A 26,430-nucleotide genomic window follows, 5' to 3' on the forward strand; every position below is an offset into this window, starting at 1 on the left:
CCACTAGACGGATCAGTTGATCCGCTGAATGGACGACACCGTAGGTTGCGACTTCACGGGGCGCAAGACCTTGCCCCGAAGTGACCTGCTAATAACGGCAAGGTATTGCCGACGATCAAAGCGCGTGAGATCGTCATCTGGCTCATAGCGGACCCAGAGGACCACTAGACGGACCACCGTTATGAGCTGGAAGGAATCACCGCGATGAGGAGACCGTCTTCGCATCTGACCACCGCGCTGCTGGCGAGCCTCAGCACCGCGATCGTCGTGGTCGCGGCCATGCTCGGCGCCGGCGTCACCGCCTCGGCGAGCGGACGATCCGAGGCCGCCCCGAACCGAGGGGCCCAGGAACTCGGCGACCCGGACTACGGGGTCTGCCGAGGACCCGACCCGCGCTGCTATCACGGCTGGGGCAACTTCGACGCGTCCAAGGGCTACCGAGTGCTGCTCTACACACGCACCGCCGGGCCACGTCACGCCGACCTCGGCCCCGCCCTCGGCTCCGGGTTGAATCCCGCGCTGACCGATGCCAACGTGGTGCAGAACGCCATGATCAGGCTCGGCAAGGAGAACGGGTTCGCCGTCGACTGGACCGAGGACCCCGCGCAGCTCGCCACTCCGTCGCAGCTGTTCAGGTACAACGCGGTGATCTTCTTCAGCACCTCGCGCGACAACCTGGACCTGCCGGCCCAGACGTCGTTGCGCCAGTACATGCGCGGCGGCGGTGGCTTCGTCGGAATCCACAACGCCTTCGGCACCGAGTACAACTGGCCCTACTACGAAGGACTCCTCGGCGGCGCCAACTTCTACGACCATGGCCCCGAGCAGGCCGGCACGGTCCGTACCCTCGACCGGACGGACACCTCCACCAAGGACCTGCCTGCCACGTGGAACTTCACCGATGAGTGGTACAACCTGGTCCCCTTTCCCTCCAACGTGCGCTTCCTGGCGACGGTGGAGGAGCGTTCACTCGTCAAGGGTGTGACCGGATCCATGGGCCACCCTGGCCACGGGACGTTCCACCCCGTCGCGTGGTGCCAGTACTACGACGGCGGACGTTCCTGGGTGACCACCCTGGGACACGACGCCCGGGACTTCACCGACGACTCCGCGTTCCCCGGAGCCGCGGAGTTCCAGAAGCTGATCGTCGGGGGTATCCAGTCCGCCATGGGCATGAAGCCGTTCTGCGGTTGAGGCGACGGTGATGCCGTGGCCTGCCGGTGGCGGGCCGCGGCATCGTCGTCACAGGCCGAGGTAGATGCGCCGCACGCGCACGTCCTTTCGGAGTTCGTCCGAACGACCGGTCATGGCGACCTCTCCGTTCTCCATGACCAGGCAGTCGGCGGCGACCTCGAAGGTGAGCTTGGCGTTCTGCTCGACGAGCAGCAGGCTGAGTCCCTGTTCGCGGAGGCCCAGCAGCACGCGCAGGATGTCGTCCACCAGTTTCGGCGACAACCCCATGGAGGGCTCGTCGAGGAGCAGCAGCCGCGGGCGCGACATCAGCGCTCTGCCGATCGCCAGCATCTGCTGCTGGCCGCCGGACAAGGCCCCCGCCAGCCGCCCGCGCATCTCGCCGAGCACCGGGAACGTCTCGTAGACCTCGCCGAGGGTCTTGCGTGTCCGACCTTTCCATGGTTCGGTGTACGCGCCAAGGAGCAGGTTCTTCTCCACGGTCAGGCCGCCGAAGACATGGCGTCCTTCGGGGACGTAGCCGATCCCGTGCCGGACCATGTCCCGGGCCCTGGCCCTGGACAGGTCCTTGCCGTCGAACCTGATCGAGCCGGAACTCCGGGGCACCAACCCCATGAGAGCCCGCAGACTGGACGTCTTGCCCGCGCCGTTGGCGCCGATGACGCCCACCGACTGCCCGGCGGCGACCGTGAAGCCGATCGACCGGACGGCGCAGACCCCTCCGTAATGCACGGACAGGTTCTCGACGGACAGCTCACCGCTCATCTGTTCACCTCCGTGGGGAGAGTGATCGGCGCCTGCGACATGGATTCGCCGCCGAGGTAGGCGTCGATGACCGCAGGGGCGGCCACCACCTCGGCGGGCGCGCCATCGGCGATGACACGGCCGCTGGCGAGTACGGTGACGCGGTCGCACAAGGACATGACGAGCCCCATGTTGTGCTCGATGATCACGACGGTGACGCCGCTTTCGCGGATCGAGCGGACGATCTCCGCGAGCCGCCCCGCCTCTTCGCCGTTGAGCCCGGCGGCGGGCTCGTCGAGCAGCAGGACCCGCGGTCCTCCCGCCATGGCGCGGGCGATCTCGATGCGCCTCTGGATCCCGTACGGCAGGGACGCCGGCAACGCGTCGGCGTAGTCGGTGAGGCCGAAGCGGCGCAGGAGCTCATCGGCTCGGCCTCGCAACGCGCGGTCGTGTCGCCACACGCCCACGGGCCACAGGGCGTACCGCCAGATGGACCGGGTGCGGGTGCGGTCGAGCGCGACGAGGATGTTGTCCCGGACCGTCAAGGCCCCGAACAGCCGTAGATTCTGGAAGGTGCGGGCGATCCCCAGCTGCGAGAGCCGGTACGATCGGGCGCCCGTGATCGGCCGGCCGTCGAGGTGCACGTTGCCGCCGGTCGGCCGGTACAGGCCGCTCACGACGTTGAACAGCGTCGTCTTTCCCGAGCCGTTGGGACCGACGATGCCGTGGATCCTTCCGGCCTCGATCTCCAGGGAGACCTCGTCGAGCGCCTTGAGCCCGCGAAAATGCTTGCTGATCCGGCTGACCTCCAGCGAGGCGTGCCGGGCCGAGTCCTCCGGCACCGGCTCGTACGGTTCGAAGGGGCGCAACGCGGCGCGAGCGCCCTCCCGTCCTCGCCGGCGCAGCGACGCGATCCGGCGCGGCACGCCTGCCAGTCCGGTCGGTGCGAACACCGTCATGAGCACGACGACGATGCCGTACCCCAGTTGGGCGTAGGTCGAGAAGTCGACGAGCCACTCGCGGATCAGCGACAGGCACACCGCGCCGATGACGCAGCCCCACAGGCTCTGCCGACCGCCGACGATCACCATCGCCAGCAGCAGGAACATGTTGGTGATGCTGAACGTCTCGGGCGCGACGTAATGGATCAGACCCGCGTACAGAACACCGGCCAGTCCCCCGTACACGCTGCCGAGCAAGAACGCGGTCATCCGCAGGAAGGGGATCTCCGCGCCCACGGCTCCGGCCGCGAGCGGGTCGTCCCGCATCGCGCGCAGCCGCCTGCCGAGCGGCGTCCGCACGACGAACAGGCCGAACGCCAGGGCCACGGCGAAGACGACGACCTCGAGGTAGTAGTAGAGGTATTCGTCGGACAGGTCGATGCCGAACAACCACGGAACCGGGATCTCGGAGACCCCGTCGGCTCCGCCGGCGATCGGCGTGTTCGTGATCCAGTTCAGGAACGCCAGGCCCAGGCCCAGCGTCACGATCCCCAGATAGTGCGACTGGACGCGGAGCGCGGGCAGGCCGACGACGAGCCCGGCACCCGCGGAGGCGGCGACGGCCAGCGCCGCCGCGGCCCAGAATCCCAGCCCGCCGTGGGTGGTGAGGAGCGCGGTGCTGTACGCGCCGACGCCGAAGAAGGCGATCTGGGCGAGGTTGATCTGACCGCCGACGCCCATGACCAGGCCCAGGCCGATGGCCAGCAGGGCGAAGATGACGGCCACGTCGACCACGTGGATCGCGTAGGTGCCCAGCGTGTAAGGAAGCGCGTAGGCGAGCACGGCGGCGACCGCCAGTGCCGCGATGCGGACCTTCATGCGCGGTTGACCGTCCTCTCGCCGAAGACCCCCGTCGGGCGGATCATGATCGCCACGGTGAAGACGAGGAAGGTGACCAGGTCGGAGTAGCCCTGGAAGTGGCCGGCCGAGAACGAGTCGAGGATGCCGATGCCCAGACCTCCCACGATGGCGCCGGGGATGTTGCCGAACCCGCCGAGGATCGCGGCCGCGAAACCCTTGATCCCCAGAGAGCCGCCCATGGCCGGGCTGACGTACAGCAACGGACCGGCCATCGCCCCGGCGAGGGCCGCGAGTCCCGCCCCGATCGCGAAGGCGATGGCGTTGCTGCGCCCCACGTGGATGCCGACCGCGGTGGCGGCCTCATGGTCCATGGCGACGGCCTGCATCGCGACACCGCGCTTGGTGCGGTGCAGGAACAGCACCAAGAGCGTCATCGCGACCGCCGTCACCGCCAGGACGATGAGGTCATAGGCGCGGACCCGTGCCCCGAGGACGTCCAGCGGGCCGGTCTGGACGGGATTGCGCACCGCCCGGCCGGTGGCCCCCCAGATCAGGGTCGCCAGCGCCTCGAGGACGATGCCGAACCCGATCGTGCCGATGAGCATCAGGTCGAAGTCCTTGTTCTCCAGCGGCCGGAGGACCCGCTCGATCACGGTGCCGACGAGGCCGGTGACGACGAGGGCCACCACGACGGCGGGAACGAAGGGCAGTTTCACGGAGAGATAGAAGGTGGAGGCGATGTAGGCGCCGATCATCACGACGTTGCCGTGCGCGAAGTTGACCAGGCCCATGGTCCGGTAGACGAGGGAGAATCCCATCGCGACGAGCGCGTAGATGGCGCCGAGGCTGAGCCCTCCGACGAGGGTCTGCAGAAAGACTTGCATGTTTCTCCTACCTGCCGACGCGGGGTCTGCCGGGTCCGGGCCCGGCAGTCCCCGCGACCCCGGTCTCTAACCCGCGGCGACCAGGCGCGCGTTCTGGATGGTGCCGATCCGGGTGGAGAAGATGCCCACACCGGTCTTGTCGAAGGCGAAGGTCCCGAGCAGCCCCTGGTACTGCGTGGCCCTGATGGCGTCGGCGAGCTTGCGGCCGGCGGAGACGCCCGAGGTCTTCAGCGCGGTGAGGACGATGTTGGTCCCGTCGTAGGCCTTGGCGCCGTGCAGTTCGGCCTCCTCGCCGTAGGCGGCCTTGTAGGCGGCGGCGAACTTCTTTGACGCGTCGTTGAAATCGTTGCTCAGGTACGGGGTGCTGACGATCGTGCCTTCGGTGTTGGACGCACCGGCGGTGTTGACGAAGACCGGTGTGCCCTGGGGCGCCGCGCCCGCGAAGGTGGCCTTGATGCCCAGGTCTCGCGCCTGCTTCACGATCAGCCCGGATTCGACCTCCTCGGCGCCGAGGAAGATCAGCTGGGGCTTCTTGGCGCGGATGGAGGTGAGGGCCGCGCTGAAGTCCTTCTGGTCGGTGGTCACCACCTGGTCGGCGACCGGCTTCACACCGCGTTTGGTGAGCGAGGCGAGGAAGGCGGTGTGCTCGCCCTTGCCGTAGGAGCCATTGTTGGTGATCAAGGCGATGTTCTTGATCCCTTTGGTGTCGACGATGTACTTGGCGAGGGTCTCGTCATAGGTCGTGCTCGTCGGTCCGTTGAGGAACAGGAACGGACTGCCCAACGCGGGCATCGCCGGCGACTGGCCGGAGGTGATGTTGGGGATCTGCTCCTGCCGCAGCGTCGGCGCCATGGCGAGGGTGACCGCGCTCTCGGAGGTGCCGATCAGCGCGAGATAGTGGCCGCCGGCGAGCTTGCGGGCCAGGTTCGTGCCGACGGTCGGATCGCCCTGGTCGTCGAAGACGTCGAGTCGGATCTTGCGTCCGTTGATACCGCCACGGCCGTTCCACTCGTTGACCGCCAGTTTGGCGCCCTTGGACTCCCAGGCACCGAGCGAGCTCAGCTGCCCGCTCTGCGCGTCGATCACGGCGAGCTTGATGGGCCCGGTGCCGGAGTCCTTGGCACTGTGGGAGCTTCCGGGGGAAACGCAGGCGGCGGCGGTCAGCATCGTGGCCAGCACCGTGGCGACGACGGCGGTGTACCTCGGCATTGCATCACCTTCAGGGGAGCGGTGAACGGAGATGAGAGTCAGAGGAGTGGGATCGACGGAGGCCGGCCGGTGTCGACGGCCGACCGGTGATGGCGCGGATCACGCGCTGCCCGCAGGGAAGACACCCTGGTAGATGTCCTTGATGTTCCAATGCCCGGGTGTCGGCACCGGTTCGTTGACCATCGGCACGTCCAGAACCGTCGGCCGGCGGGCCTGGATGGCGCTGGTGAGCGCCGCGTGGAGCTCTTCCGGGGCGCCGATCCGCCGGCCGTCGGCCCCGCAGGCCCGGCCGAGCGCGGCGAAGTCGGGGCTGTACGGCTCGCCCGAGGGATCGGTGAACTCACAGCCGTAACCGGCGCCGAAGTTGGCGGTCTGCAGATCGGCGATCGTGCCGTGCGCCCGGTTGTTCATCACGACGAAGATGACCGGGGCGCCCTGCTCGACGGCCATGGGCACCGCGGGGAGCTGGGCGCTCATCCCGCCGTCACCGATCAGGGCGACCACCACGCGATCCGGCTCGGCAAGCTGGACGCCGACGGCCGCGGCGGGCCCGAATCCCATCGTCGAGGCGCCGCCCGGCGTGATGAACCGGCCTTGCGCGGGGAGCTCGTAGCACTGGGCGACGCCGTTCTTGTTCCAGCCGACGTCGGTGACCAGGATCGCGTCGTCGGGCAGCGCGCTGCGAAGGTCGCTCAGAATCCGCTCGGGCCGCAGCGGAAACCGGTCGCTGCGGCCACGGGCTCGCGCGTCCGCGAACAGCGCGGCCCGGGAGGACGCGATCTCCTCCCTCGCCTCGGGTCGTGCGACGCCCGGCAGGCGTTCGGCGGCCTCCGCGATCGCTTCGACCGCCGGTCCGACATCCGCGACCACGCCGATCTCCACCGGGTAGTTCCGGCCGATCTCCGCTGGATCGATGTCGACCTGGATGAGCGTGCTGTCGGAGAAGTCCCATGTGTAGGCCGGGTCCCAGGAGCTGGCGTCGGTCTCGGCGAAGCGCGTGGCCAACGCCAGGACCACGTCGGCGCCCCGCGCGTAGTCGTTCGTGGTCTTCGAACCCCAGAACCCCGGCATGCCCAGCAGCAGCGGGTGGTCGTCCCGGACCGTGCCCTTGGCCATGAGCGAGTGAACGATGGGGATGTCGAAGTGCTCGGCCAGGCGCAGCAGCGCGTCGGCGCGCCCGCGCAGCCCGCCGCCGACGTAGATGAGCGGCCGGTCGGCACCCGCGAGCCGAGCGGCGATCCGCTCGGCGGTGGCCTGCGCGACGGTCGGCAGCGCCCCCGACCGCGGAAGCGGGCACTCGACCTGAGGGACCTGCCGGGAGAACAGGTCCATGGGGACGTTGAGCAGCACCGCCCCGGGGCGTCCGGAGGTCGCGGTCCAGAACGCGCGCTCGGCGAAACGGCCGAGGTCCTCGGCTCGGTCGACGTGCCAGGCCCGTTTGACGAAGGGCCGGTAGATCGCCGTCTGGTCGGCGTCGGCGTGCAGGTTGACCTCTTGGTGAGGATGGCGGCCGTGGAAGTAGGACGGCACGTCGCCGGCGATCGCGATCAGCGGGACGGAGTCGAGCGCGGCCGTGGCCACCCCGGTGACCGCGTTCATCATCCCCGGCCCGACGTGCAGGAGGACCACTCCCGGCCGGCCCGACGCGCGGGCGTACCCGTCGGCGGCGTGGGCGGCGGCCTGCTCATGCCGCGCGATGACGAACTTGATCGAGCTACGGCCGAGCGCGTCCAAGAGCGCGATGTTCGTGTGGCCGCAGGTCCCGTAGACGTACTCCACCCCGTAGGACTCCAGCTGAGCGGCGAGCGCGTCCGCCGCCGAGACGGTCGTGAAGGTCATGCGCTGTTCTCCTCGAAGGTGATCCAGGTCTTGCCGGCGATGTCGGCGGACTCGGCGAAGGCTCGTGGTGCGTCTCGGACGTCGAAGCGCGCGCGCATCACCCGTCCCGGCGACAGGTCGTCCCGCGCGATCGCCGCGATGGTGCGGGGGAAGTCGGCCGGGTGGTCGTAGATCAGGCAGCCTCGGATGGTCAGCCGGTGCTGAACGATGGGAAACGTCGAGATCCGGGCGGTCGCGGTGCTCTGTCCGATGAGGATCACGCGGCCTCCCGGGGCCGCGCGGTCCAGCGCGTGCTCGAAGGCACTGGGCGCGCCCGAGGTCTCGATGACGACCGGGAATTCGCCTCCGTCGTCCCGGAGTGCGCCGAGCTCGCAGGCGAGGGAGAGCCGTCCGGAGTGAGGGTCGGCGACGTACGGCCTCGCGCCCACATGACGAGCCGCGAGGCACACGAACTGCCCCTGGGATCCGGCTCCGAGGACAAGGCAGCGTTCGTCCGAGGTGAGCTCCGCGAGAGCGACGGCGTTGAACGCCACGGTGAGCGGTTCAACGCACACGATGTCCTCGCCCCGCCACCCCGAGGGAACCGGCCAGGTAAAGGCGGCCGGGACGGCGACGCGGTCGGCCAGCAGGCCGGGTTCGGTGATCCCGACGATCCTTCTCCGCCGGCATCCGGAGGTCGCGCCGGACCGGCAGGAGGGGCAGGTGAAGCAGGCGTAGTTCGGCTCGATGACGACCAGCTGTCCTTCGTGACGGTCCGCCACCTGTGATCCGACGCGACGGACGACCCCGTACGCCTCATGTCCCAGCACCCAGGGGAACCGCGGCACGGACCGGTGTCCGGCGACGACGGAGACGTCGGAGCCGCAGAGCCCGACGCCGCGGACGCCGACCATGACCTCGTCGGGCCCGCAGTCCGGCTCGGGCCAGTTCTCGTCGACGGTGACCGTACCGGGGGCGGTCAGCGTGACCGCGCGCATCAGCCCTCGCCCCAGATGGACATGCCCCGCAGCGTCATCGTCTTGACGTAGGTGTAGTCGTCGATCATCCAACGTGGGGACTCCCGGCCGAACCCGGAGTCCTTCACTCCTCCGAACGGCAGATGGTCGAGGCGATGGTTGGAGGATCCGTTGACGATCAGTCCCCCGACCTGCAGATCGCGCCACGCGGAGATGATGCGGCCGATGTCGCGGGTGAACAGACCCGCCTGGAGCCCGTACCGCCCCGCGTTGCAGGCCGCGACCACCTCGTCGAAGTCGTCGTACGGCAGGACCGCGACCAGTGCGCCGAAGATCTCCTGGGTGACGACGAGGGCCCCGGGGTCGGGGTCGACGACGATCGTCGGGGCGGCCGTGGCGCCGTCGCGGACGCCCCCGAGCAGCACCCGGGCCCCGTCCGCCGCGGCCTTCGCGGCCCAGGACACCACCCGCTCGGCCGCCTCGTCGTCGACCATCGAGCCGACGTCCGTGGTGGGGTCGAGAGGGTCACCGACCTTGAGCTCGCGGACCTCGCGCTCGAACGCCTCGACGAACTCGCCGAACAGCGATCGATGCACGTAGACACGCTGCACCGAGATGCAGCTCTGGCCCGAGTTGGTGTAGCCGGTTCGGGCGCACACCGACGCCGCCCGCGGCACGTCCGCGTCCTCGCAGACGATCGTCGCCGCGTTCCCGCCGAGCTCCAGGACGAGGCGCTTGGCGCCCGCGGCGCGCGCGACCGCGGCACCGGTGCTCGCGCTTCCGGTGAAGCTGATGACGCCGACCTCTTCGGCCGCGCACAGGGCCGCGCCGACGTCTCCACCGCCGTGCAGTAGCTGAACCGCGGTCGTGGGCATCCCGGCGTCGATCAGCAGGGCGACGACGGCCGCGGAGATCGCCGGCGCCTGCGGCGGCGCCTTGACGATCGTGGTGTTCCCCGCGGCGAAGGAGGCGCCGAGCTTGTGCGCCAGCAGGTTCGCGGGGGCGTTGAAAGGGGTGATCGCCAAGGCCACGCCCACCGGGGCCCGGAAGGTGAGGGCGGTGTTCCCGGCACCACGAGGCCAGCCGGCCACGGGGAGGTTCTCGCCGCCGATCCGGCGTGCCTCGGCCGCGCAGACGGCGAAGGTGTCGGCGACCCGTGCGACTTCGCCGCGTCCGTCCTTGAGCGGCTTGCCGAGTTCGAGGGCGAGCAGCCGCGCGAGTTCGTCCCGGCGTTCGACGGTGACGGTGGCCGCGCGGTCAAGGATCTCCGCGCGGGTCGCGGGCGACAGAGCGGCGACCTTCGCCGCGTTGGCGGCGGCGAACGCGGTGGCCGCCCGGACGTCTTCCGGCCCTGCTTCAGGGGCACGGCTCACCACCCGGCGCAGATAGGGACCGATCCGGTCCCTCTGTGGCCCTTCGGATGTCCAGGTTCCGGCGATGAGGGCCGGCGCCGCGACGACGTCCGCGGAGGCAGCTCTGACGGTGTCTTCTGACATTATCCCCTCCCGGTCCGTACAGCGGTATGATCAGACCGTTGTACGGACTTGAGTACGGTACGGCCCACCATCGGCACTGGCAAGGGTCTGACGTCGAGTTGTTCCTTCAAGGTAACGAACGCACTAGTTCGTTCATAGTCGACGCCAACGCCATGCTGGGGAAGTGTCCGGCTGCAACGTTTCGGCATTGTTACACGGCGTACCGCACAGCGGCTCTACTGGACCGCTACACGGACTGGCGGTAACGTACGGAACAGGCCGGGCCCGCCGAGGGCGGCGTCGGTGTTCGACATCGGGGAGAGCGAGGGATTGTGACTTCCGAAAGCCATGATGGCGGGGTGCGCAGCGTCCAGCGCGCACTGGACATCCTCGCCCTGTTGAGCGAGGACCGGCCGGCCCTTTCCATCCGGGAGATCGTCGAGGAGACGGGTCTGGCCAAGACGACCGTCATCCGCCTCGTCCAGACCCTGGAGCAGAACGGACTCCTCTGGGGGACACAGACCGGTTACATGGCCGGTCCAGGGCTGTGGCGCTGGGCCCACCTCGTCCGCAGCGGCTGGGAGCTGCCGCCGGAGACCCGCCGGCAGATGAGAGACCTCGGCGGCCGGCAGCGGGAGACCGTCAACCTGTACATGCTGCGCGACGTCTACCGTGTCTGCGTCGCCCAGCAGGAGAGCCCTCAGCCACTCCGGCACGTGGTCCACGTCGGCGACGAACTGCCCCTGTGGTCGGGAGCCTCGTCGAAGGTGCTGCTGCGGGACGCACCCGAATCCCTGCTCCTGCGCGTCGCCCGCAGCTCGCCCTATGGCGAGGGACACGTCAAACGCCTACGCGAATGGATCGACGAAGCGGCCTACCAGGGGTGGGCGGTCAGCCACGGAGAACGCGAGGAAGGCCTGTCCGCGGTCGCCGCTCCGATCACCGGCCGCGCCGGGACGATCGTCGCCGCGCTGTCGCTCAGCGGTCCGACGGTGCGCTTCCCTCCGGAACGGGTCGAGCAGTTCGCCGCGGACCTGTGCGACGTCGCGCGACAGATCTCCGAACGCGGTTTCGAGCAGCCGCTGAGCACCGGCAAGTGACCTCCGCCGGCGCCGCGGCCCGCAGGCGCACCGGCCGACGCCCGCTGTCCCAGCCGAGATACGGAGACATCCATGCCACCTCTCAGAGGCGTCCGGGTCCTCGACCTGACCAATGTGCTGGCCGGCCCCTACTGCAGCTACCAACTGATGCTGCTCGGAGCGGACGTCGTCAAGGTCGAGATGCCCGAACACGGTGACCTGGCGCGACAACTGGGGCCGGACCCGGAGCTCAACCGCGCGAACCTGGGGGCTTCGTTCCTCGCCCAGAACGCCGGTAAGAGGTCGGTGGAGCTGAACCTGAAAGACGCCGCCGATCGGAAGGTGTTCGAGAAGATGGCCCGCGAGGCCGACGTGCTCCTGGAGAACTTCAGGGCAGGGGTCCTCGCACGGCTCGGCTACGACTGGGACCGGCTCCGTGAGCTGAACCCCGGCCTGATCTACTGCGCCATCTCCGGATTCGGGCAGACCGGGCCGATGAGCCAGGCCCCGGCCTACGACCAGATCATCCAGGGGCTGTCCGGCATGATGTCCATCACCGGAACCCCCGAGACCGCGCCGGTACGAATCGGTTTTCCCGTCTGCGACACGGTCGGCGGGCTCACCGCGGCCCTGCACATCTCGGCCGCACTCGCGGGAAGAGCGGCCACCGGGAAAGGGGTCTTCCTCGACGTCTCCATGCTGGAGGCCGCCATCTCGGCGATGGGCTGGGCGATCTCCAACTACCTCGTCAGCGGAGTCGCGCCCGAGCCGATGGGCGACCAGAACGCGACCGCCGCTCCCTCGGGCACCTTCCAGGCCGCCGACGGTCCGGTCAACATCTCCGCGAACCGGCAGGAGCAGTTCGAGACCCTCTGCGAGTCGGTCGGCCGGCCCGACCTTCGCGCCGATCCGAGATTCGCCGAACGCGAGGCGCGCAAGAGCCACCGCGAGGAGCTGAACGCCGAGCTCAACAGCGCGCTGCGGAAGAAGACCGCCGAAGAATGGGAGCGCGCGCTGACCGCCGTGGGCGTGCCCACGGCGCGGATCGTGTCGGTGCCCCAGGCCGTGCGGCTGGAGCAGTTGGAGCACCGCGATTTCTTCACCGACCTCCCCTTCCCCGACGGAACGGACCGGGTGCTGCGCGTCAGCGGAAGCGGTGTCCTTCATGACGGCGAGCCCCTGCGCCCGCCGGCGCCACCTCCTCTCCTGGGACAGGACACCCACGAATCGATCTGGAAAGCGCCATGAACTCGGACATCGATCCCAGCGGGGCCGTCGCACGGTGGTGGGCGACCGCGGTATCGCACATGGAACCCGGCGTCGTCGAGATCCGTGGCCGTCCGGTGCAGGAACTCATCGGTGAGATCGACCTGGTCTCGATGATCTGGTTGATGCTCCGCGGCGACCTGCCGACGGGCCCGAAGGCGGCGCTTCTGCAGGCCGCGCTCGTCGCAGGCGTCGACCACGGGCCGCAGGCACCCTCGATCGCGATCGCCCGGATGGCCGCCACCTGCGGCATCGGCCTGAACGGCGCCGTCGCGAGCGGTGTCAACGCACTCGGCGACGCGCACGGCGGGGCGGGACAGCAGTGCGTGGAGTTGCTCGACGAGGTCCTCGCGCTCGAGGCCGCCGGAGCCGACCTCGAGGAGGCGGTCGGCCAGGCCATCGCGGCCGGGCCCCGCTACGTCCCCGGCTTCGGGCATCGCTTCCATCCGATCGATCCGCGCCGGGATCCGCTCATCACCTTGGCGGAGAAGGCGGTGACCGAGGGCGTCGTGGCCGGTGAGCACCTGCGGGCCGGTAAGGCGATCGAGGAACACCTCCGCCGGACGCGAAGCCGGCCGGTCCCCATGAACATCGACGGCGCGACAGCGATCATCTACGCGGAGCTCGGATTCCCCGCCCCGCTGGCCCGTGGCCTGTTCGTGCTCAGTCGAAGCATCGGCATCCTGGCACACGCGTGGGAAGAGAGCCGGCAGGGAACACGCAACAAGGGACCGATCCCCCGCGCCATCTTGCCCGCACGCCTCGATCAGTGATCCGGCGAAACCGAGTTCGCCATGGCCGATACGGCGGTGCGGAGGCTCATGACGTCGCAGGCCGAAGGAGACGTTCCTCGGGAATGACCGCGACACCGAGGATCTCGATCAAGGCATCGGGCTGCCACAGTCCCGTGGTGCCGATGCCGGCCATCGCGGGATAGACCGGGCCCACGAGCTCGCGCCACACCTTCCCGATCTCCTTCCCGTGCGCCTGGTAGTCGGGGATGTCGGTCAGGTAGAGCGTGATGCTCACCAGGTCCTGCGGGATGCCACCCGCTTCCGCCAGCGTGGCGAGGACGTTGCCGAACGCCTGCCGGAACTGCTCGACGATGCCGCCGGGGACGATCTTCATGTCCTGGTCGAGGGCCGTCTGGCCGCCCAGGTAGAGCGTGTTGCCGCTGAGCGTCCCGTGCGAGTAGCCGCTGGGCTTGGGCAGAGACGCGGGATTGATCGGAACCGGGGCCGAGTTGGTCGCCATGGAGAGCTCCTGTGGGGCGTCGCCGGGTCTGCGCTGTCTGCTACGACACCGTAGCATCTATTGACAGATACATGACGGTCGCCGAAATAATGAAATACGGTCCCGTGGTCGTCACGCCCTCGCTCATCCATTGAGGAGGAGTTCTCATGAACCCAGATCCCAGTCAGTACGTCCTCGACGGCGACAACTCGATGTACGCCACCGCGAGCGGCCTGGTCGTACCGGTCGTCACGCGCGCCGGTGCGGAACCCGCGGACACCGGGCAGTCCGCCGGCGCCACCCGGATCTCGGGGGTCAGCATCCAGCACACCCCGGCGACCAGGATCTGGTTCGGGAAGGTCCGCAACGAGGGCGGCTACCGGTCGGTGCCCCACCACCACGGCGAGGCCGAGACCGGCGGCTATGTGCTCTCCGGCCGGGCCCGGATCTACTTCGGCGCGGAGTTCGAGGACTACATCGACATGTCGGAGGGCGATTGGGTCTTCGTCCCGCCGTTCATGCCCCACGTCGAGTGCAACCTCGACCGCAACAACCCGCTGACCTGGATGACGACCCGCACCCCGGAGAACATCGTCGTCAATCTCCCCCAGGTCCCGGACGCGGACCTGCGCGACTGGCTGGACCGGCCCTGATGACCGACACCACGTCAGAGATCTTCACCGCGGCCATCGCTCTGACCCCCGCGGAGCCCGAGCACTTCGACCTCGCCTTCACTGCGGTCACTCAGCCCTGCCCGTGGCCCAAGGCGTACGGCGGCGACCTGGTCGCCCAGGCCGCCGCCGCGGCGATGAGGTCCGTCGACGACGGCAAGACGCTGCACTCCATGCATTCCTACTTCATGCGCCCCGCCGACATCGGGGCCGAGGTGCGCTACGAGGTGGAGCTGCTGCGTGACGGCCGTGGCTACGCGACCCGGCAGGTGCGCGGCTACCAGAACGGCAAACCGCTCTACGTCTGCCTGGCCAATTTCGCCGCCGGCGAGCCCGGCGGCGGCTACACCTCCGGCCTCCCCGACTGGCTGGGCACCACGGATCTTCCCGTCCCCGAGGAGCTGCCCAGTTCAGCGGACCATCTCGCGGAGCGGACCGGCGGGACGATGACCGAGGTCTCCAAGGCCTACTGGTCCGGCGGCCGGAGCTTCGACATGCGCCACGTGCCGGGCCCGGTCTACCTCGACATCGAGGGCGAGCGGGAGCCTCACCAGGCGGTCTGGGTCAAGCCGTTCGACGCGCTCCGGCCGGTCGACGGGCTCACCGACGCACAGCGCGACGCGGCCGCCCTCGCCTACGTCTGCGACTACACGATCCTGGAGCCCGTGCTGCGTGTCCTCGGCCTGCCGTGGGCGCAGGAGGGCCTGGTCACCGCGAGCCTCGACCACGCGATGTGGTTCCACCGTCCACCGCGACCGGGGGTGGCGGACGGCTGGCTGCTCTACGCCCAGCAGGCCGTCGCGGCCGACGCCGGCCGCGGTTTCGCCTCGGGCCGCTTCTTCACTCCCGACGGCACCCACCTGGCCACCGTCGCGCAGGAAGGGATGATCCGTTCCGCCCAGGGAGGGCACAGATGAGCCTGTCGCCCTCGGGCCACGCCGACACCTTCGCCCGCGACCACCTCCCCCCGATCGGCCAGTGGCCGGTGCTGGAGTTCACGACCGAACTGCTCCAGTACCCAGAACGCCTCAACGCCGCCGTCGAACTGATCGACCGTACGGTGGCGGTCCTCGGCCCGGACCGGCTCGCGTTGCGCACCCCCGACGGCGACGTCTGGACCTACGGCGAGCTCCAGCAGCGGGTCAACCAGGTCGCCGAGGTTCTCACCGAGGACCTGGGCCTGGTGCCGGGCAACCGGGTGCTGCTGCGCTCCCCCAACAACCCCTGGACCGTCGCCGCCTGGCTGGGCGTGCTCAAGGCGGGCGGGATCGCCGTCACCACCATGGCCGCGCTGCGGGCCCGCGAGCTGGCGCCGATCGTGGCGAAGACACGGCCGGCCGTCGCCCTGGTCGACCATCGCTTCCTCGACGACGTGTTCGCCGTACGGGACACGGTCGCGCCCGGCCTGACCGTCGTGGCGTACGGCGGTGACGCGGCCGATGACCTGAGCAACCGCGTCAAGGAGAAGTCGGGGCTGTTCGCCGCGGTCGACACCGCCGCGGACGACGTCGCGCTGTTCGGGCCGACCTCGGGCACCACCGGCATCCCGAAGATCACCACCCATTTCCACCGCGACATCCTGTCGATCGACAACACTTTCGCGAAGAGCACGCTCCGGCTGCGGTCCGACGATCTGGTGGCGTGCACCGCCCCGCTCGCCTTCACCTTCGGCCTGGGCATGCTGGTCGTCTTCACCCTCCGGGCGGGCGCCTGCGCCTTTCTCACCGAGACGGCGACGCCGACGCAACTGGCCGACCTCGTGACCGAGCACGGCGTGACCGTCCTGGCCACCGCTCCGACCGCGTACAAGCAGATCGTCACGTCCGGCAAGGCGAACCGGCTCGCCGGACTGCGCCGTGCGGTCAGCGCGGGCGAGCACATCCCGCAGGGCCTGTGGGAGGAACTGCGCGACCGGCTCGGCCTCGAGGTCATCGATGGGATCGGGGCCACCGAGATGCTGCACATCTTCATCTCGGCCACCGGCGACGACATCCGCCCCGGAGCGACCGGCAAGCCCGTGCCCGGATACCGCGCCACGATCCTCGGGCCGGACGGCGAGGAACTCGGCCCCGGGGTCAAGGGTCTGCTCGGCGTGATCGGCCCGGTCGGCTGCCGCTACCTCGACGACGAGCGGCAGGCAGGCTACGTCGTCAACGGCTGGAACGTCACCGGCGACACCTTCTTCCGCGATGAGGAGGGCTACTTCTGGTACCAGGCGCGCAACGACAGCCTGATCGTGTCGTCCGGCTACAACATCGCCGGCCCGGAGGTCGAGGCCGCCATCGACACCCACCCGGACGTCGTCGAATCGGCGGTCGTCGCCGCGCCCGACGCCGGCCGCGGCTCGATCGTGTGCGCTTTCGTCGTACTGCGCGCGGGGGTGGTCGGTGATGCGACGAAGGCCCGGGACATCCAGGACCACGTCAAGCAGCAGATCGCGCCGTACAAGTACCCGCGCGACGTGCGGTTCGTCGAATCCCTGCCGCGTAACCCGAGCGGCAAGCTGCAGCATTTCAAGCTTCGTCAGATCGTGGAGGACCGGTCATGAGGATCGCCATCGTCGGCGGCGGCCCTGGAGGGCTGTACTTCGCCGCCCTGATGAAGCAGCTCGATCCGGCGCACCAGGTCACCGTCTGGGAGCGCAACGCGCCGGACGACACCTTCGGATTCGGTGTCGTCTTCTCCGACGAGACCTTGGGCGGCATCGACAACGCCGACGAGGTGATCCACACGGCGATGGAGAGCCGGTTCGCCCGCTGGACGGACATCGACGTCGAGTTCAACGGCGACCGGTTCACCGTCGGCGGTCAGGGCTTCGCGGCGATGAGCCGCAAGGAGCTGCTGCAGATCCTGCAGCGGCGGGCCGCCGAGCTCGGTGTCACCGTTCACTACCGCACCGAGGCTCCCGACGCGGACGAACTGCGTGCGTCGCACGACCTGGTCCTGGCCGCCGACGGCCTCGGCTCCGCCGTTCGGACGAAGTACGCCGACGCGTTCGGGCCGTCGCTGGATCGGAGGCACAACAAGTACATCTGGCTGGGTACCGACCTGGTCTTCGAGGCCTTCCAGTTCTTCGTCAGGCAGACGGAGTGGGGCACCATGCAGATCCACGGCTACCCCTTCTCCGACACCGGATCGACCTTCATCGTCGAGATGCACGAGGACGTCTGGCGGCGCGCCGGCTTCGACCGGACCGAGGACCAGGTGTTCCCGCCGGGTGTCTCCGACGAATACGCCGTCGCGAGGATCGCGGAGATCTTCGCCGAAGAGCTGCAGGGCCATCAGGTCCTCACGAACAACTCGAAGTGGCTGAACTTCACGACGGTCCGCAACGAGCGCTGGTACGACGGCAACGTGGTGCTGCTCGGCGACGCCGCCCACACCGCACACTTCTCGATCGGTTCGGGCACCAAGCTCGCCATGGAGGACGCCCTCGCTCTCGCCGCCTGCCTGCACGAGCACCCGACGGTGGCCGAGGCGCTGGCCGCGTACGAGACGGAGCGCAAACCCGTCGTCGAGTCGACGCAGCGGGCCGCGCAGGCCTCACTCGAATGGTTCGAGAACATCGGTATGTACGCCGGCCAGGACCCGGCGCAGTTCGTCTTCAACCTGCTCACCCGCTCGCGACGCATCACGTTCGAGAACCTCAAGGAACGCGACGCCGGGTTCGCCGCGATGATGGAGGCCGAGTTCGCCAGGCACCAGCAGGCTCCCGAGGTGGCCCCGGCGATGTTCCAGCCGGTCCGGATCGGCCCGCTCGAACTGAAGAACCGCGTCATCGTCTCTCCGATGGACATGTACTCCTCGGTCGCCGGCGTCCCCGGTGACTTCCACCTGGTGCACCTGGGTTCCAAGGCGCTGGGCGGGGCCGGCCTGGTGATGAGCGAGATGGTCTGCGTGTCGTCCGAGGGACGGATCACTCCGGGCTGCCCGGGACTGTGGACGGACGAGCAGCGCGACGCCTGGCGCCGGGTCACCGGCTTCGTCCACGACCACACGACCGGAAAGGTCGGCCTGCAGCTCGGCCACTCCGGTCGCAAGGGCTCGACCAGGCTCATGTGGGAGGGCATCGACCAGCCGCTCGAGGACGGCAACTGGGAGGTGATCGGCCCCTCGGCGATCCCGTACGGTGCCGGCTGCCACGTCCCCCGGGAGGCCACCCGCGAGGACCTGGACAACGTGGTCGCCGACTTCACCGCCGCCGCCGTGCGCGGTGCGGATGCGGGCTTCGACCTCATCGAGGTGCACGCCGCCCACGGCTACCTGCTCTCCTCCTTCCTCTCCCCTGTCGCCAACCGTCGCACCGACGAGTACGGCGGGTCCTTGGAGAACCGGCTGCGGTTCCCCCTGAAGGTCTTCGACGCGGTGCGCCGGGTCGTTCCCTCCGGCATCCCCGTCACTGTCCGTATCTCGGCGACCGACTGGACACCGGACGGCAACACCGCGGACGACGCCGTGGAGATCGCCCGCGCGTTCATCGAGCACGGCGCCGCCGCCATCGACGTCTCCACCGGTCAGGTCGCCAAGGACGAGAAGCCCGCCTTCGGCCGCTCCTACCAGACACCCTTCGCCGACAAGATCCGGCACCAGGTGGCCGGGCCCGCGGGGGTTCCGGTGATCGCGGTCGGCGCCATCTCCTCCTACGACGACGTGAACTCGATCCTGCTCGCCGGACGGGCCGACCTGTGCGCCCTGGGCCGCACCCACCTCTACAACCCGCAGTGGACCCTGCAGGCCGCGGCCGAGCAGGAGTACCAAGGGGCCGGCGCGCAGTGGCCGGTGCAGTGGACGGCGGGCCGCCGCAAGCCGCCCACCTCCCGCACCGACAAGATCCCGCCGCGCCTGTCACTGCTGCGCGAGGGAACCGACGACGGCGTGCACCTGCGGTGGACTCCGCGTCCCAGCACGGTGTCGGCGTGACCGCCTGGCCCCAGGGCCCGAACCCGGTCGGCGTCCACCGGACACGCGCGGCGGGCATCCACCACGACGACCGCCCTGCGCAGGCCGGACCGGTCACAGGACGCCCGTCCGGCATACTCACTGGAATGAGCGACACCAAGGGCGACCGGCCCACAGCAGCCGCGGGTCGTTCCCGGACGGTGCTCGTGAGCTTCCTCGGTGCCATCGTCCGCAAGATGGGCAACTGGATGCCCATCGCCGGTACGGTCGAGCTGCTGACCGAGGCGGGCCTGGACGCCCCCAGCGTCCGGACGGCGGTCTTCCGGCTCAAGAAGCGCGGATGGCTGGTGTCGGAGAGCCGCGAGGGAATGCGCGGCTACGCACTGACGCCGGCCGCCCTGGAGGCACTCGCCGCCGGCGACGAGGTCATCTGGCACGCGCGGCAACCCGCCGACCTGGGCGACGGTTGGTGCTTCGTGAACTTCTCCGTGCCGGAGTCCTCTCGCGCGCTGCGCCACCGGCTGACCGCCCACCTGACCGCGCTCGGCTTCGGCAACATCGGATCGGCGGTCTGGATCGCCCCCGCACGGATGCTCCCGGCCGCGCAACACGCCATCGCGGAACTGGACCTCACCGGGCAATGCGCCATCTTCGTCGGTGACTACGTCGCCGGGCAGGACCTTTCAACGATGGTCAGAGGCGGCTGGGACCTCGACGAGATCGATCGGCGCTACCGGGAGTTCATCGGCGAGTACGCGGCGGAGACGGACCGCCTCGCCGAGGCCGCCGTCATCGAGGGGAGGCGCGCTTTCGTCACGTATCTCGCCGTGGTCGACCACTGGCGCAAGCTGCCGTTCCGCGACCCCGGGCTGCCCCGCGAGGTGCTGGCCCAGGACTGGAGCGGCCCCGCCGCCGTCCAACTGTTCGAACGGATGGTCACGATCCTGGAGGGCCGGGCGCTGGCCCACGCCGCCCCCTACTGGTCCGCGCAGCCGAGGACGACCGGGAAAGCGGACAGCGGCGACGCGCTCCAGCAGACGTCCTGAGCGCCCTCCGGCCTCTCAATGTCCGCGGGGCTTTCCCCGAGAGACGGGCGCCAGGAGCCCAAGACCGCTTGGACCCTTTTTCCTACACTTGTCCGTGGAACGCTGTTCAGCTCCTCATCACGACCGACGCACCAGCGCCAGGCGCGGTCCGGTCCAGCCGCCCATGGAGACAACATGGATTCGGTGAAGCTCAGCACAACCGACGTCGAACGCGCGCGCGTCGAGGTCGGCCGGATCTTCTGTCCGCACCGCCTCACACCGCAGGCCGAACGTACGGTGAAGCTGCGGCTGGCGGCGCGCAAGCTCGGCGAGCTGGGAGTGGTCGACCTCGACTACGGCAGCCCGGTGCGGGTGCAACCGGAGCCGCTGTCCTCCTTCTATCTGGTGCAGATGCCCTACCGAGGCGCGGGCATGGTCCACCACGCCGGCCAAGCCGTCTTCGCCACCGCCGAAACGGCCGTGGTGATCTCGCCGCAGGACCCGTTCGAGAAGGAATGGTCGGCGGGAACACCGCACCGGATCCTGTACGTCCAGCGCAGCTGTGTCGAACGCGAGTTGCAGCGACTGCTGGGGCATCCGCCCGAGGAGCCGGTGCGGTTCGAGGTCGGCGCGCCCACCACCACTCCGCAGGCGCGTGCGTGGCGGCGTGGTGTCGACTTCTTCGCCGAGGAGCTCGCCCACGCCGGGGAGTCCTCCCTGCTCGACCACCCGGCGGTCGCCCGTCGCTTCGAGGAGGCGCTCGTGGGGCAGTTGCTGGTGACCCACCGGCACAACTACAGCGACGAGCTGTCCGCCTCGGCGGAGCACCGGCCCCGGGGCAGACTCGTGCGACGGGCCTGTGCCCTCATCGAGGACCATCATGGCGAGCCGCTCACCGTCGGCGATGTCGCCGAGGCGCTGGGGGTGAGCGTGCGGACGCTGCAGGAGTGCTTCCGCCGTGAGCTCGGCAGCACTCCCATGGCCTACCTGCGGGCGTGTCGGCTCGACCGGGTGCATCGCGAGCTGCGCACCGCCGGGTTCGGGGCATCGGTGACGGCCATCGCGTTGGAGCACGGCTTCGTCCACATGGGCCGGTTCGCCGCCGAGTACCGCACCCGTTTCGGAGAGAGCCCTTCCACGACGCTGCGCGGATGAGCAGAACAGCAGGGGGCACCTGCCTACGCACACGACGGCGCGAGCAGAGCGGGGACCCGGTCAACCGGCCGCGGTCGGCAGCGCCGCCAACTCGGCGCGGAGCTTCGCGCCGTCCTCGTCCGCGAGGGCCGCGGCACGCAAGTGCTTGAGCCGTTCGGCCGAGGCTGCGGTGACCGGCAGCGCGCGAGCGGCCGTCATCAGCAGGTCGAAACTCTCGCCGCCGTGCTCGTAGGTGGCGCCGTAGCCCTTCAGGACCTGCCGGCACTCGATGATCTCGCGCGCCAGCGCGGCATCTCCCGCAGCCCTGGAGAGCGCGAGATTCAGCCATGCGTCGATCGCCTCCTGTTCCCGGACGAAGCGGAGTGACCGCGGGCGCAATGGACGCATCCGCGCCAATACCGCCAGCGCGGTGTAGCCGGTGACGGACGTCGTGTTGAGCACGATGCCGCGGTGCGTGGCGGTATGCACGAGCCTCCCGAACAGCTTCGAGCGCAGCAGCCTGGCGCCGAGGCCGGCGGGCAGGGTGTCGGTGATCTCATCCACCTGCGGGTGCAGGTACTCACGGACCTGTGCCAGGTGGCCCTCGCCGACCTTCGCCTCCTTGCGCACCCGCTCCATACGGTGGTGCCGGGTCTTCTGCAGGGCGACCTGGATGGTGTCCTGGTAACACATCCACAGTGCGATGTGCCGTGCGGCCTCGTGGGTCAGCGCCGCGTCGCCGTCACGGTCCGGATCGACGTCGGCCACCGCCGCGACCCGGTCGAGGTACCGGTCGGCGTACTCGGGGCTCTGGTAAACAGCCGTGCGAACCACACCGTGCAGCACCGTCGAGCGTACGGCCGCGGGCAGCTCCGCGGCGCGCCGCGCCTGGGCGGTCAGCGCCGGTCCCACGAGGAGGGTCGGGTCGGTCGACGCGATCCGGGTGCGCTCGCGTTCGGCGGCCTGCTTGCGGTCCTCGGCGGTCTCCGGGCGGCGACGCCCGATCGTCACCGGGACCGGCCCGCCCGAGCGGCCCGCAGGACCGGTCGGCGGTGCGGCGGCCTGCGCCTTCGCCGCGGACACCTGGCTCGCCGCCTCCGCGTAAGCGGCGGCGAAGGCTTTCAGTGACCGCTCCGCCGCTTTGGGGAAGGCGCGGATCGGTGCCTCGAACCGCTCCCGGCTGAACGGCAGAGCGCCGGATCCGGCGAGCGCGCCGTACAGGGAGGCGCTGATGACGCTCCCGGCGCTCTCGGCGATGGCGGCGAAGTCGGCCGCCACCAGAAGCCTCGAGGCGCGCTGCGCGGCGGCGAAGAGTTCGTCGCCGTCCACCCGGCCGTCGCCGAGCGCGAGCTTCTCGTCTACCGAGTACGTACGGCTGGTCGAGGTGATCAACGTGGTGCGGTCCGGTGTGGCGAACCCGCGCTGGACGGCACGACCGCATTCCATGAGCTCGGAGGCGATGACGATGTCCACCTCCCCGGGTGTGGGGAAAAGGCTCAGGACCGGTCGGCTCCGTCCGCCCTCGGGAACGCCGTCGGCGGGCGGCGGAAGAAGCTCCACGTAGTACACGGTCGCCCCGGTGCGCTGCGCGACGCCCGCGACCGAGGTGTTCTGGGCCGTCCAGCCGGCGTGCTCGCCGACCTCGACGATCCAGTCGGCCAGGACGCCGCCGCCTTCTCCGCCCATCGCCAGGATCGCCAGGGTGACCGGCCGCCGTCCGCCGCGCCGGCTCGTGTCACGGTCGCTTCGGAAGGATGTCTCCGTCATCGTGCTGCCACCTCGTAGCGTGCCGCGCGGGCTTCCAGGCCCTTGGACACCATCGCGATCCAGCGGGTCCGTACCGCGGCGAGGAACCGGTCCCACCGGGTCGGGTTCTGCACGACGTCCGTCCGGTAGAACGACGGGCACAGGACCGCGGCGTGCGCGTTGGCGCCGCAGACCCCGCAGCCGACGCAGCTGTCCAGCACGGTGGCGATGGGGTCGGTGCGAAGCGGGTCGGGATTGTCGGTGATGGTCAGGGAGGGACATCCGGAGATACGAATGCAGGCGTGGTCGCCCGTGCAGGTCTCCGGGTCGACGCCGAATCGTTCGCGGACCACGCGCTTGCCCGCCTCAAGGTCGGCCGCCTGCTGCTTCTTCACCCGCCGCTGCCGGTTGAGCTGGCACTCGCTCTGGGCGACGACGACCTTGGGGCCGGGCTCCTTGGTGGTCAGCGCCTCGACGAAGAGATCACGCAGGGCGGAGACCTTGTAGGTGTTGGTGACGGTGCGGCTCCAGCGCACGCCGATCCCCCGTACGGCCCTCTCGATCGGGTGTTTCGTGGATCGGATGGGGTTGTCGGCCTGAGAGGAGAGCACGTCCTGACCGCCGGTCGCGGCGCTGTAGGCGTTGTCGACCACGAGGAGCAGCTGGTCGTTCTCGTTGAAGACCGCGTTGCCGACGCCACTGGTGAGTCCGTTGTGCCAGAAGCCGCCGTCCCCCATGATCGCGATGGTGCGCCGGTCGGCGTCCTTGGAATTGAGTGCCGATGCGCCCGCCGATCCCAGGCCGTAGCCCATCGTGGTCGCGCCGAGGTTGAACGGTTCGTTGATGGCGAAGAGATGGCAGCCGATGTCGGCGCTGATGTGGTGCTGCCCGGTCTCGCGCTCGGCGAGCTTCAGCGCGCTGAAGATCGGGCGCTCGGGACAGCCGGTGCACAGGCCCGGCGGGCGCTGCCTCATCTCGGGTGCGGCGACGCGCGGTGCGAACGGGCTCGCGGGGTCGGACTCCGGGAGCAGCAGCGACGGTTCGTGGACGATGGCCTGCGGGAGATAGGTGCGGAGGAACTCCGCCACGCCCTTGGTGACCGCCGTGGAGGTGTACTCGCCGACCGTTGGCAGCATGTCCTTGCCGTGCAGCGTGGTGTCGCTGCCGGCACGGCGCAGGATGGCGTGCAGGTTCTGCTCGATGTAGTCGGGCTGCCCCTCCTCCAGCAGCAGCACGGCCCTCTTGCCGGCGCAGAAGTCCAGGACCTCGTCGTCGACCACGGGATAGGTGACGTTCATGACGTAGAGGGGCACGCTGGTGCGGCCGTACGGGTCGGAGGCGCCGAGCAGTTCGAGAGAGCGATTGAGGGTGTTGTAGAGGCCGCCTTGGACGATGATGCCGACGTCGGCCGGTCCGTTGCCGAAGACCTCGTTGAGACCGCGTTCCCTGATGAAGCGGACAGCGGCCGGCCGGCGCTGCTCGTGCTTCTCCCTTTCGTGGAGGAACGTCGCCGGCGGGAGGACGATCCGGCTCAGGTCGCGGCGGGGGTTCTCGATCGCGTCCTTGACGGTCATCTCAGGCCGGCGGTTGTCCTTCGCGGTGAATGTGCCGTGCAGGTGGCACGAGCGCAGGCGCAGTTCCAGCATCACCGGCGTGTTGCTGGCCTCGGAGAGCTCGAATCCGGCCTCGACCGCTTCCACGATCGCCGCCACATTGGGGCGCGGGTCGAGCAGCCACATCTGGGACTTCATCGCGAAGGCGTGCGAGCGCTCCTGCATGATGCTGGAGCCCTCTCCGTAGTCCTCGCCGACGATGATCAGCGCGCCTCCGGTGACCCCGCCACTGGCGAGGTTGGCCAGTGCGTCCGAGGCGACGTTCGTGCCGACGGTGGATTTGAAGGTGATCGCGCCCCGCAGCGGCTGGTTGACGGACGCCGCGAGCATCGCGGCCGCCGTCGCCTCCGACGCGCTGTTCTCGAAGTACACGTCCAGTTCGGAGAGAACCTCGCGGGCGTCACCGAGCACGTCCATCAGATGGGAGATCGGCGCGCCCTGGTAGCCGCCGACGTACGCGACGCCCGACTGCAGAAGCGCCTTGGTCACCGCGAGGATGCCCTCCCCGCTGAAGGTGGTCCCCGCTCCTTGCCGCAGCTTTCCGATCTCGGCGGCGAAAGATCGCTCCGCCATCGTTCCCTCCTCGCTCTGTGGAGCCGGCCCCACACTGGCGGCTCAGAACCGCGGGCCCGCCGGACCTCTGATCGAGCCGGGCACGAAACCGCGCTCCCGCCGTGGCCGACCGTGTCGGGCGGATTTTCGTGCGATGTCCGGCGACTTTAAGACCGCTTTCACACGAGGGCTATCCGTCCAGCGCGGGTTCGATCCGCTGAGCGCAGAGGGGTCTTCGATCGGCGCGTCCGCGCGGTCATGCTCGTCGCCACCTGCACCATTCCTCCGGGAAGGACCGCGCGCATGAGCGACCTCATCACCTCCGCCGCCCACCTGGCCGCGGTGGCCGAACAGCTCGCCTCTGGGTCGATCGAGGTCGTCGACCTCACCGCGCCCCTGCACGCCGGGACGCCGATCCTGCGACTCCCCGAGCCGATGGGCCAGACCGCCCGCTTCGAACTCGAGGAGATCAGCCGCTACGACGACCGCGGCCCGGCCTGGTACTGGAACAACTTCCGCACCGGTGAGCACACCGGCACGCACTTCGACGCGCCCAACCACTGGGTGACCGGCAAGGACCTGGACGACGTCGCCCAGGTGCCCGCCCAGCGGCTCGTCGGCCCCGCGGTGGTCATCGACCGGACGGCAGCGGTCGAGGCCGACCCGACCTACCTGCTCGACCTCGCCGATCTGCACGCGTGGGAGGACGAGCATGGGCCCCTGCCGGAGCGGTCCTGGCTGCTGTACCGCACCGGCTGGTCCCGGCATGCCGACGACCCGGCAGCGTTCTCCAACCTGGGCGAGAACGGCCCGCGTACACCGGGCCTGACGCCGGCCGCGGCCCGATACCTCGCCGAAGAGACCGGGATCCTGGGCATGGGGGTCGAGACGGTCGGCACCGACGCCGGCGCCGCGATGGGGTTCGAGCCGCCCTTCCCCTGCCATTCCTTCCTGCTCGGCGCGGGGAAGTATGGCCTTACCCAGCTCCGCAACCTGGACCGTCTTCCCGTCACCGGGGCGATGTTGATCGCTGCGCCGCTGCCGATCGTCAACGGTTCCGGCTCCCCCTGCCGGGTTCTCGCGCTGGTGGCCCCGGGCACACGCTGACCTTC

Annotated in this window: 21 protein-coding genes; 11 read left to right on the forward strand and 10 right to left on the reverse strand. The window is 69.6% G+C overall.

What is annotated here, in order from left to right; translation table 11 throughout:
* Positions 1-204 precede the first annotated feature (204 nt).
* Positions 205-1,194 (forward strand): ThuA domain-containing protein, encoded by a 990-nt coding sequence (locus tag ACQP2O_RS29010; RefSeq protein WP_433170467.1) that lies wholly within the window; start codon positions 205-207, stop codon positions 1,192-1,194.
* 48 nt (positions 1,195-1,242) lie between these two features.
* Here the strand turns inward: ACQP2O_RS29010 and ACQP2O_RS29015 are convergent, their stop codons facing one another.
* From ACQP2O_RS29015 to ACQP2O_RS29045, 7 genes are all read right to left on the reverse strand, one after another.
* A complete protein-coding gene (locus ACQP2O_RS29015; protein ID WP_433170469.1) occupies positions 1,243-1,956 on the reverse strand; it encodes an ABC transporter ATP-binding protein in 714 nt (237 codons plus the stop codon).
* Positions 1,953-3,755, reverse strand: a complete 1,803-nt coding sequence (locus ACQP2O_RS29020) for a branched-chain amino acid ABC transporter ATP-binding protein/permease (RefSeq protein WP_433170471.1) — start codon at positions 3,753-3,755, stop codon at positions 1,953-1,955. Before ACQP2O_RS29020 ends, ACQP2O_RS29015 begins: the two co-directional genes overlap by 4 nt.
* Positions 3,752-4,621 (reverse strand): branched-chain amino acid ABC transporter permease, encoded by an 870-nt coding sequence (locus tag ACQP2O_RS29025; RefSeq protein ID WP_433170473.1) that lies wholly within the window; start codon positions 4,619-4,621, stop codon positions 3,752-3,754. Before ACQP2O_RS29025 ends, ACQP2O_RS29020 begins: the two co-directional genes overlap by 4 nt.
* A 66-nt stretch (positions 4,622-4,687) precedes the next feature.
* Positions 4,688-5,830, reverse strand: coding sequence for an ABC transporter substrate-binding protein (locus tag ACQP2O_RS29030; RefSeq protein WP_433170475.1), 1,143 nt, complete (start codon positions 5,828-5,830; stop codon positions 4,688-4,690).
* Between the two features lie 99 nt (positions 5,831-5,929).
* Entirely contained in the window at positions 5,930-7,669 is a 1,740-nt protein-coding gene (locus tag ACQP2O_RS29035) for a thiamine pyrophosphate-binding protein (protein WP_433170477.1), read from the reverse strand.
* Entirely contained in the window at positions 7,666-8,646 is a 981-nt protein-coding gene (locus tag ACQP2O_RS29040) for a zinc-dependent alcohol dehydrogenase (RefSeq protein WP_433170479.1), read from the reverse strand. The genes ACQP2O_RS29035 and ACQP2O_RS29040 overlap by 4 nt, the downstream gene beginning before the upstream one ends.
* On the reverse strand, positions 8,646-10,121 hold the full coding sequence (locus tag ACQP2O_RS29045) for an aldehyde dehydrogenase family protein (protein WP_433170481.1): 1,476 nt from the start codon (positions 10,119-10,121) through the stop codon (positions 8,646-8,648). The genes ACQP2O_RS29040 and ACQP2O_RS29045 overlap by 1 nt, the downstream gene beginning before the upstream one ends.
* A 338-nt stretch (positions 10,122-10,459) precedes the next feature.
* Here ACQP2O_RS29045 and ACQP2O_RS29050 point away from each other — a divergent pair, with 338 nt between their 5' ends.
* The 3 genes from ACQP2O_RS29050 to ACQP2O_RS29060 all read left to right on the forward strand — a co-directional run bounded on the left by ACQP2O_RS29050 (position 10,460) and on the right by ACQP2O_RS29060 (position 13,218).
* Positions 10,460-11,200 (forward strand): IclR family transcriptional regulator, encoded by a 741-nt coding sequence (locus ACQP2O_RS29050; RefSeq protein WP_433170483.1) that lies wholly within the window; start codon positions 10,460-10,462, stop codon positions 11,198-11,200.
* Between the two features lie 72 nt (positions 11,201-11,272).
* Entirely contained in the window at positions 11,273-12,427 is a 1,155-nt protein-coding gene (locus ACQP2O_RS29055; RefSeq protein WP_433170485.1) for a CaiB/BaiF CoA transferase family protein, read from the forward strand.
* A complete protein-coding gene (locus ACQP2O_RS29060) occupies positions 12,424-13,218 on the forward strand; it encodes a citryl-CoA lyase (protein WP_433170487.1) in 795 nt (264 codons plus the stop codon). The genes ACQP2O_RS29055 and ACQP2O_RS29060 overlap by 4 nt, the downstream gene beginning before the upstream one ends.
* A gap of 46 nt (positions 13,219-13,264) precedes the next feature.
* Here the strand turns inward: ACQP2O_RS29060 and ACQP2O_RS29065 are convergent, their stop codons facing one another.
* Entirely contained in the window at positions 13,265-13,699 is a 435-nt protein-coding gene (locus ACQP2O_RS29065; protein WP_433170489.1) for a RidA family protein, read from the reverse strand.
* 146 nt (positions 13,700-13,845) lie between these two features.
* Between ACQP2O_RS29065 and ACQP2O_RS29070 the strand changes: the two genes are divergently transcribed.
* From ACQP2O_RS29070 to ACQP2O_RS29095, 6 genes are all read left to right on the forward strand, one after another.
* Entirely contained in the window at positions 13,846-14,331 is a 486-nt protein-coding gene (locus ACQP2O_RS29070; RefSeq protein ID WP_433170491.1) for a cupin domain-containing protein, read from the forward strand.
* Positions 14,331-15,266, forward strand: coding sequence for an acyl-CoA thioesterase (locus ACQP2O_RS29075; protein ID WP_433170493.1), 936 nt, complete (start codon positions 14,331-14,333; stop codon positions 15,264-15,266). Before ACQP2O_RS29070 ends, ACQP2O_RS29075 begins: the two co-directional genes overlap by 1 nt.
* Positions 15,263-16,897, forward strand: coding sequence for an AMP-binding protein (locus tag ACQP2O_RS29080; protein ID WP_433170495.1), 1,635 nt, complete (start codon positions 15,263-15,265; stop codon positions 16,895-16,897). Before ACQP2O_RS29075 ends, ACQP2O_RS29080 begins: the two co-directional genes overlap by 4 nt.
* Entirely contained in the window at positions 16,894-19,269 is a 2,376-nt protein-coding gene (locus ACQP2O_RS29085; protein WP_433170497.1) for a bifunctional salicylyl-CoA 5-hydroxylase/oxidoreductase, read from the forward strand. The genes ACQP2O_RS29080 and ACQP2O_RS29085 overlap by 4 nt, the downstream gene beginning before the upstream one ends.
* A 125-nt stretch (positions 19,270-19,394) precedes the next feature.
* Positions 19,395-20,294, forward strand: a complete 900-nt coding sequence (locus ACQP2O_RS29090) for a PaaX family transcriptional regulator (protein ID WP_433170499.1) — start codon at positions 19,395-19,397, stop codon at positions 20,292-20,294.
* Between the two features lie 174 nt (positions 20,295-20,468).
* Positions 20,469-21,428 carry an AraC family transcriptional regulator gene (locus ACQP2O_RS29095; protein ID WP_433170501.1) on the forward strand — a complete coding sequence of 320 codons (960 nt, stop codon included), beginning with the start codon at positions 20,469-20,471 and terminating at the stop codon, positions 21,426-21,428.
* A gap of 60 nt (positions 21,429-21,488) precedes the next feature.
* Here ACQP2O_RS29095 and ACQP2O_RS29100 read toward each other — a convergent pair whose 3' ends face one another.
* A complete protein-coding gene (locus tag ACQP2O_RS29100) occupies positions 21,489-23,174 on the reverse strand; it encodes an indolepyruvate oxidoreductase subunit beta family protein (RefSeq protein WP_433170502.1) in 1,686 nt (561 codons plus the stop codon).
* Positions 23,171-25,339 (reverse strand): thiamine pyrophosphate-dependent enzyme, encoded by a 2,169-nt coding sequence (locus tag ACQP2O_RS29105; RefSeq protein WP_433170504.1) that lies wholly within the window; start codon positions 25,337-25,339, stop codon positions 23,171-23,173. Before ACQP2O_RS29105 ends, ACQP2O_RS29100 begins: the two co-directional genes overlap by 4 nt.
* 282 nt (positions 25,340-25,621) lie before the next feature.
* On the opposite strand from ACQP2O_RS29105, the gene ACQP2O_RS29110 reads away from it, so the two are divergent.
* Entirely contained in the window at positions 25,622-26,425 is an 804-nt protein-coding gene (locus ACQP2O_RS29110; protein ID WP_433170506.1) for a cyclase family protein, read from the forward strand.
* The last annotated feature ends 5 nt before the right edge of the window (positions 26,426-26,430 follow it).

Source organism: Actinoallomurus sp. CA-150999 (assembly GCF_050942425.1).
Taxonomy (GTDB): domain Bacteria; phylum Actinomycetota; class Actinomycetes; order Streptosporangiales; family Streptosporangiaceae; genus Actinoallomurus.

Coding starts and splice junctions, on each gene's coding strand:
- ACQP2O_RS29055 (WP_433170485.1), top strand. CDS start 11,273: ATGCCACCTCTCAGAGGCGTCCGGGTCCTCGACCTGACCAATGTGCTG.
- ACQP2O_RS29085 (WP_433170497.1), top strand. CDS start 16,894: ATGAGGATCGCCATCGTCGGCGGCGGCCCTGGAGGGCTGTACTTCGCC.
- ACQP2O_RS29015 (WP_433170469.1), bottom strand. CDS start 1,956: ATGAGCGGTGAGCTGTCCGTCGAGAACCTGTCCGTGCATTACGGAGGG.
- ACQP2O_RS29110 (WP_433170506.1), top strand. CDS start 25,622: ATGAGCGACCTCATCACCTCCGCCGCCCACCTGGCCGCGGTGGCCGAA.
- ACQP2O_RS29080 (WP_433170495.1), top strand. CDS start 15,263: ATGAGCCTGTCGCCCTCGGGCCACGCCGACACCTTCGCCCGCGACCAC.
- ACQP2O_RS29095 (WP_433170501.1), top strand. CDS start 20,469: ATGGATTCGGTGAAGCTCAGCACAACCGACGTCGAACGCGCGCGCGTC.
- ACQP2O_RS29040 (WP_433170479.1), bottom strand. CDS start 8,646: ATGCGCGCGGTCACGCTGACCGCCCCCGGTACGGTCACCGTCGACGAG.
- ACQP2O_RS29075 (WP_433170493.1), top strand. CDS start 14,331: ATGACCGACACCACGTCAGAGATCTTCACCGCGGCCATCGCTCTGACC.
- ACQP2O_RS29010 (WP_433170467.1), top strand. CDS start 205: ATGAGGAGACCGTCTTCGCATCTGACCACCGCGCTGCTGGCGAGCCTC.
- ACQP2O_RS29105 (WP_433170504.1), bottom strand. CDS start 25,339: ATGGCGGAGCGATCTTTCGCCGCCGAGATCGGAAAGCTGCGGCAAGGA.
- ACQP2O_RS29070 (WP_433170491.1), top strand. CDS start 13,846: ATGAACCCAGATCCCAGTCAGTACGTCCTCGACGGCGACAACTCGATG.
- ACQP2O_RS29030 (WP_433170475.1), bottom strand. CDS start 5,830: ATGCCGAGGTACACCGCCGTCGTCGCCACGGTGCTGGCCACGATGCTG.
- ACQP2O_RS29035 (WP_433170477.1), bottom strand. CDS start 7,669: ATGACCTTCACGACCGTCTCGGCGGCGGACGCGCTCGCCGCTCAGCTG.
- ACQP2O_RS29025 (WP_433170473.1), bottom strand. CDS start 4,621: ATGCAAGTCTTTCTGCAGACCCTCGTCGGAGGGCTCAGCCTCGGCGCC.
- ACQP2O_RS29020 (WP_433170471.1), bottom strand. CDS start 3,755: ATGAAGGTCCGCATCGCGGCACTGGCGGTCGCCGCCGTGCTCGCCTAC.
- ACQP2O_RS29065 (WP_433170489.1), bottom strand. CDS start 13,699: ATGGCGACCAACTCGGCCCCGGTTCCGATCAATCCCGCGTCTCTGCCC.
- ACQP2O_RS29090 (WP_433170499.1), top strand. CDS start 19,395: ATGAGCGACACCAAGGGCGACCGGCCCACAGCAGCCGCGGGTCGTTCC.
- ACQP2O_RS29100 (WP_433170502.1), bottom strand. CDS start 23,174: ATGACGGAGACATCCTTCCGAAGCGACCGTGACACGAGCCGGCGCGGC.
- ACQP2O_RS29045 (WP_433170481.1), bottom strand. CDS start 10,121: ATGTCAGAAGACACCGTCAGAGCTGCCTCCGCGGACGTCGTCGCGGCG.
- ACQP2O_RS29060 (WP_433170487.1), top strand. CDS start 12,424: ATGAACTCGGACATCGATCCCAGCGGGGCCGTCGCACGGTGGTGGGCG.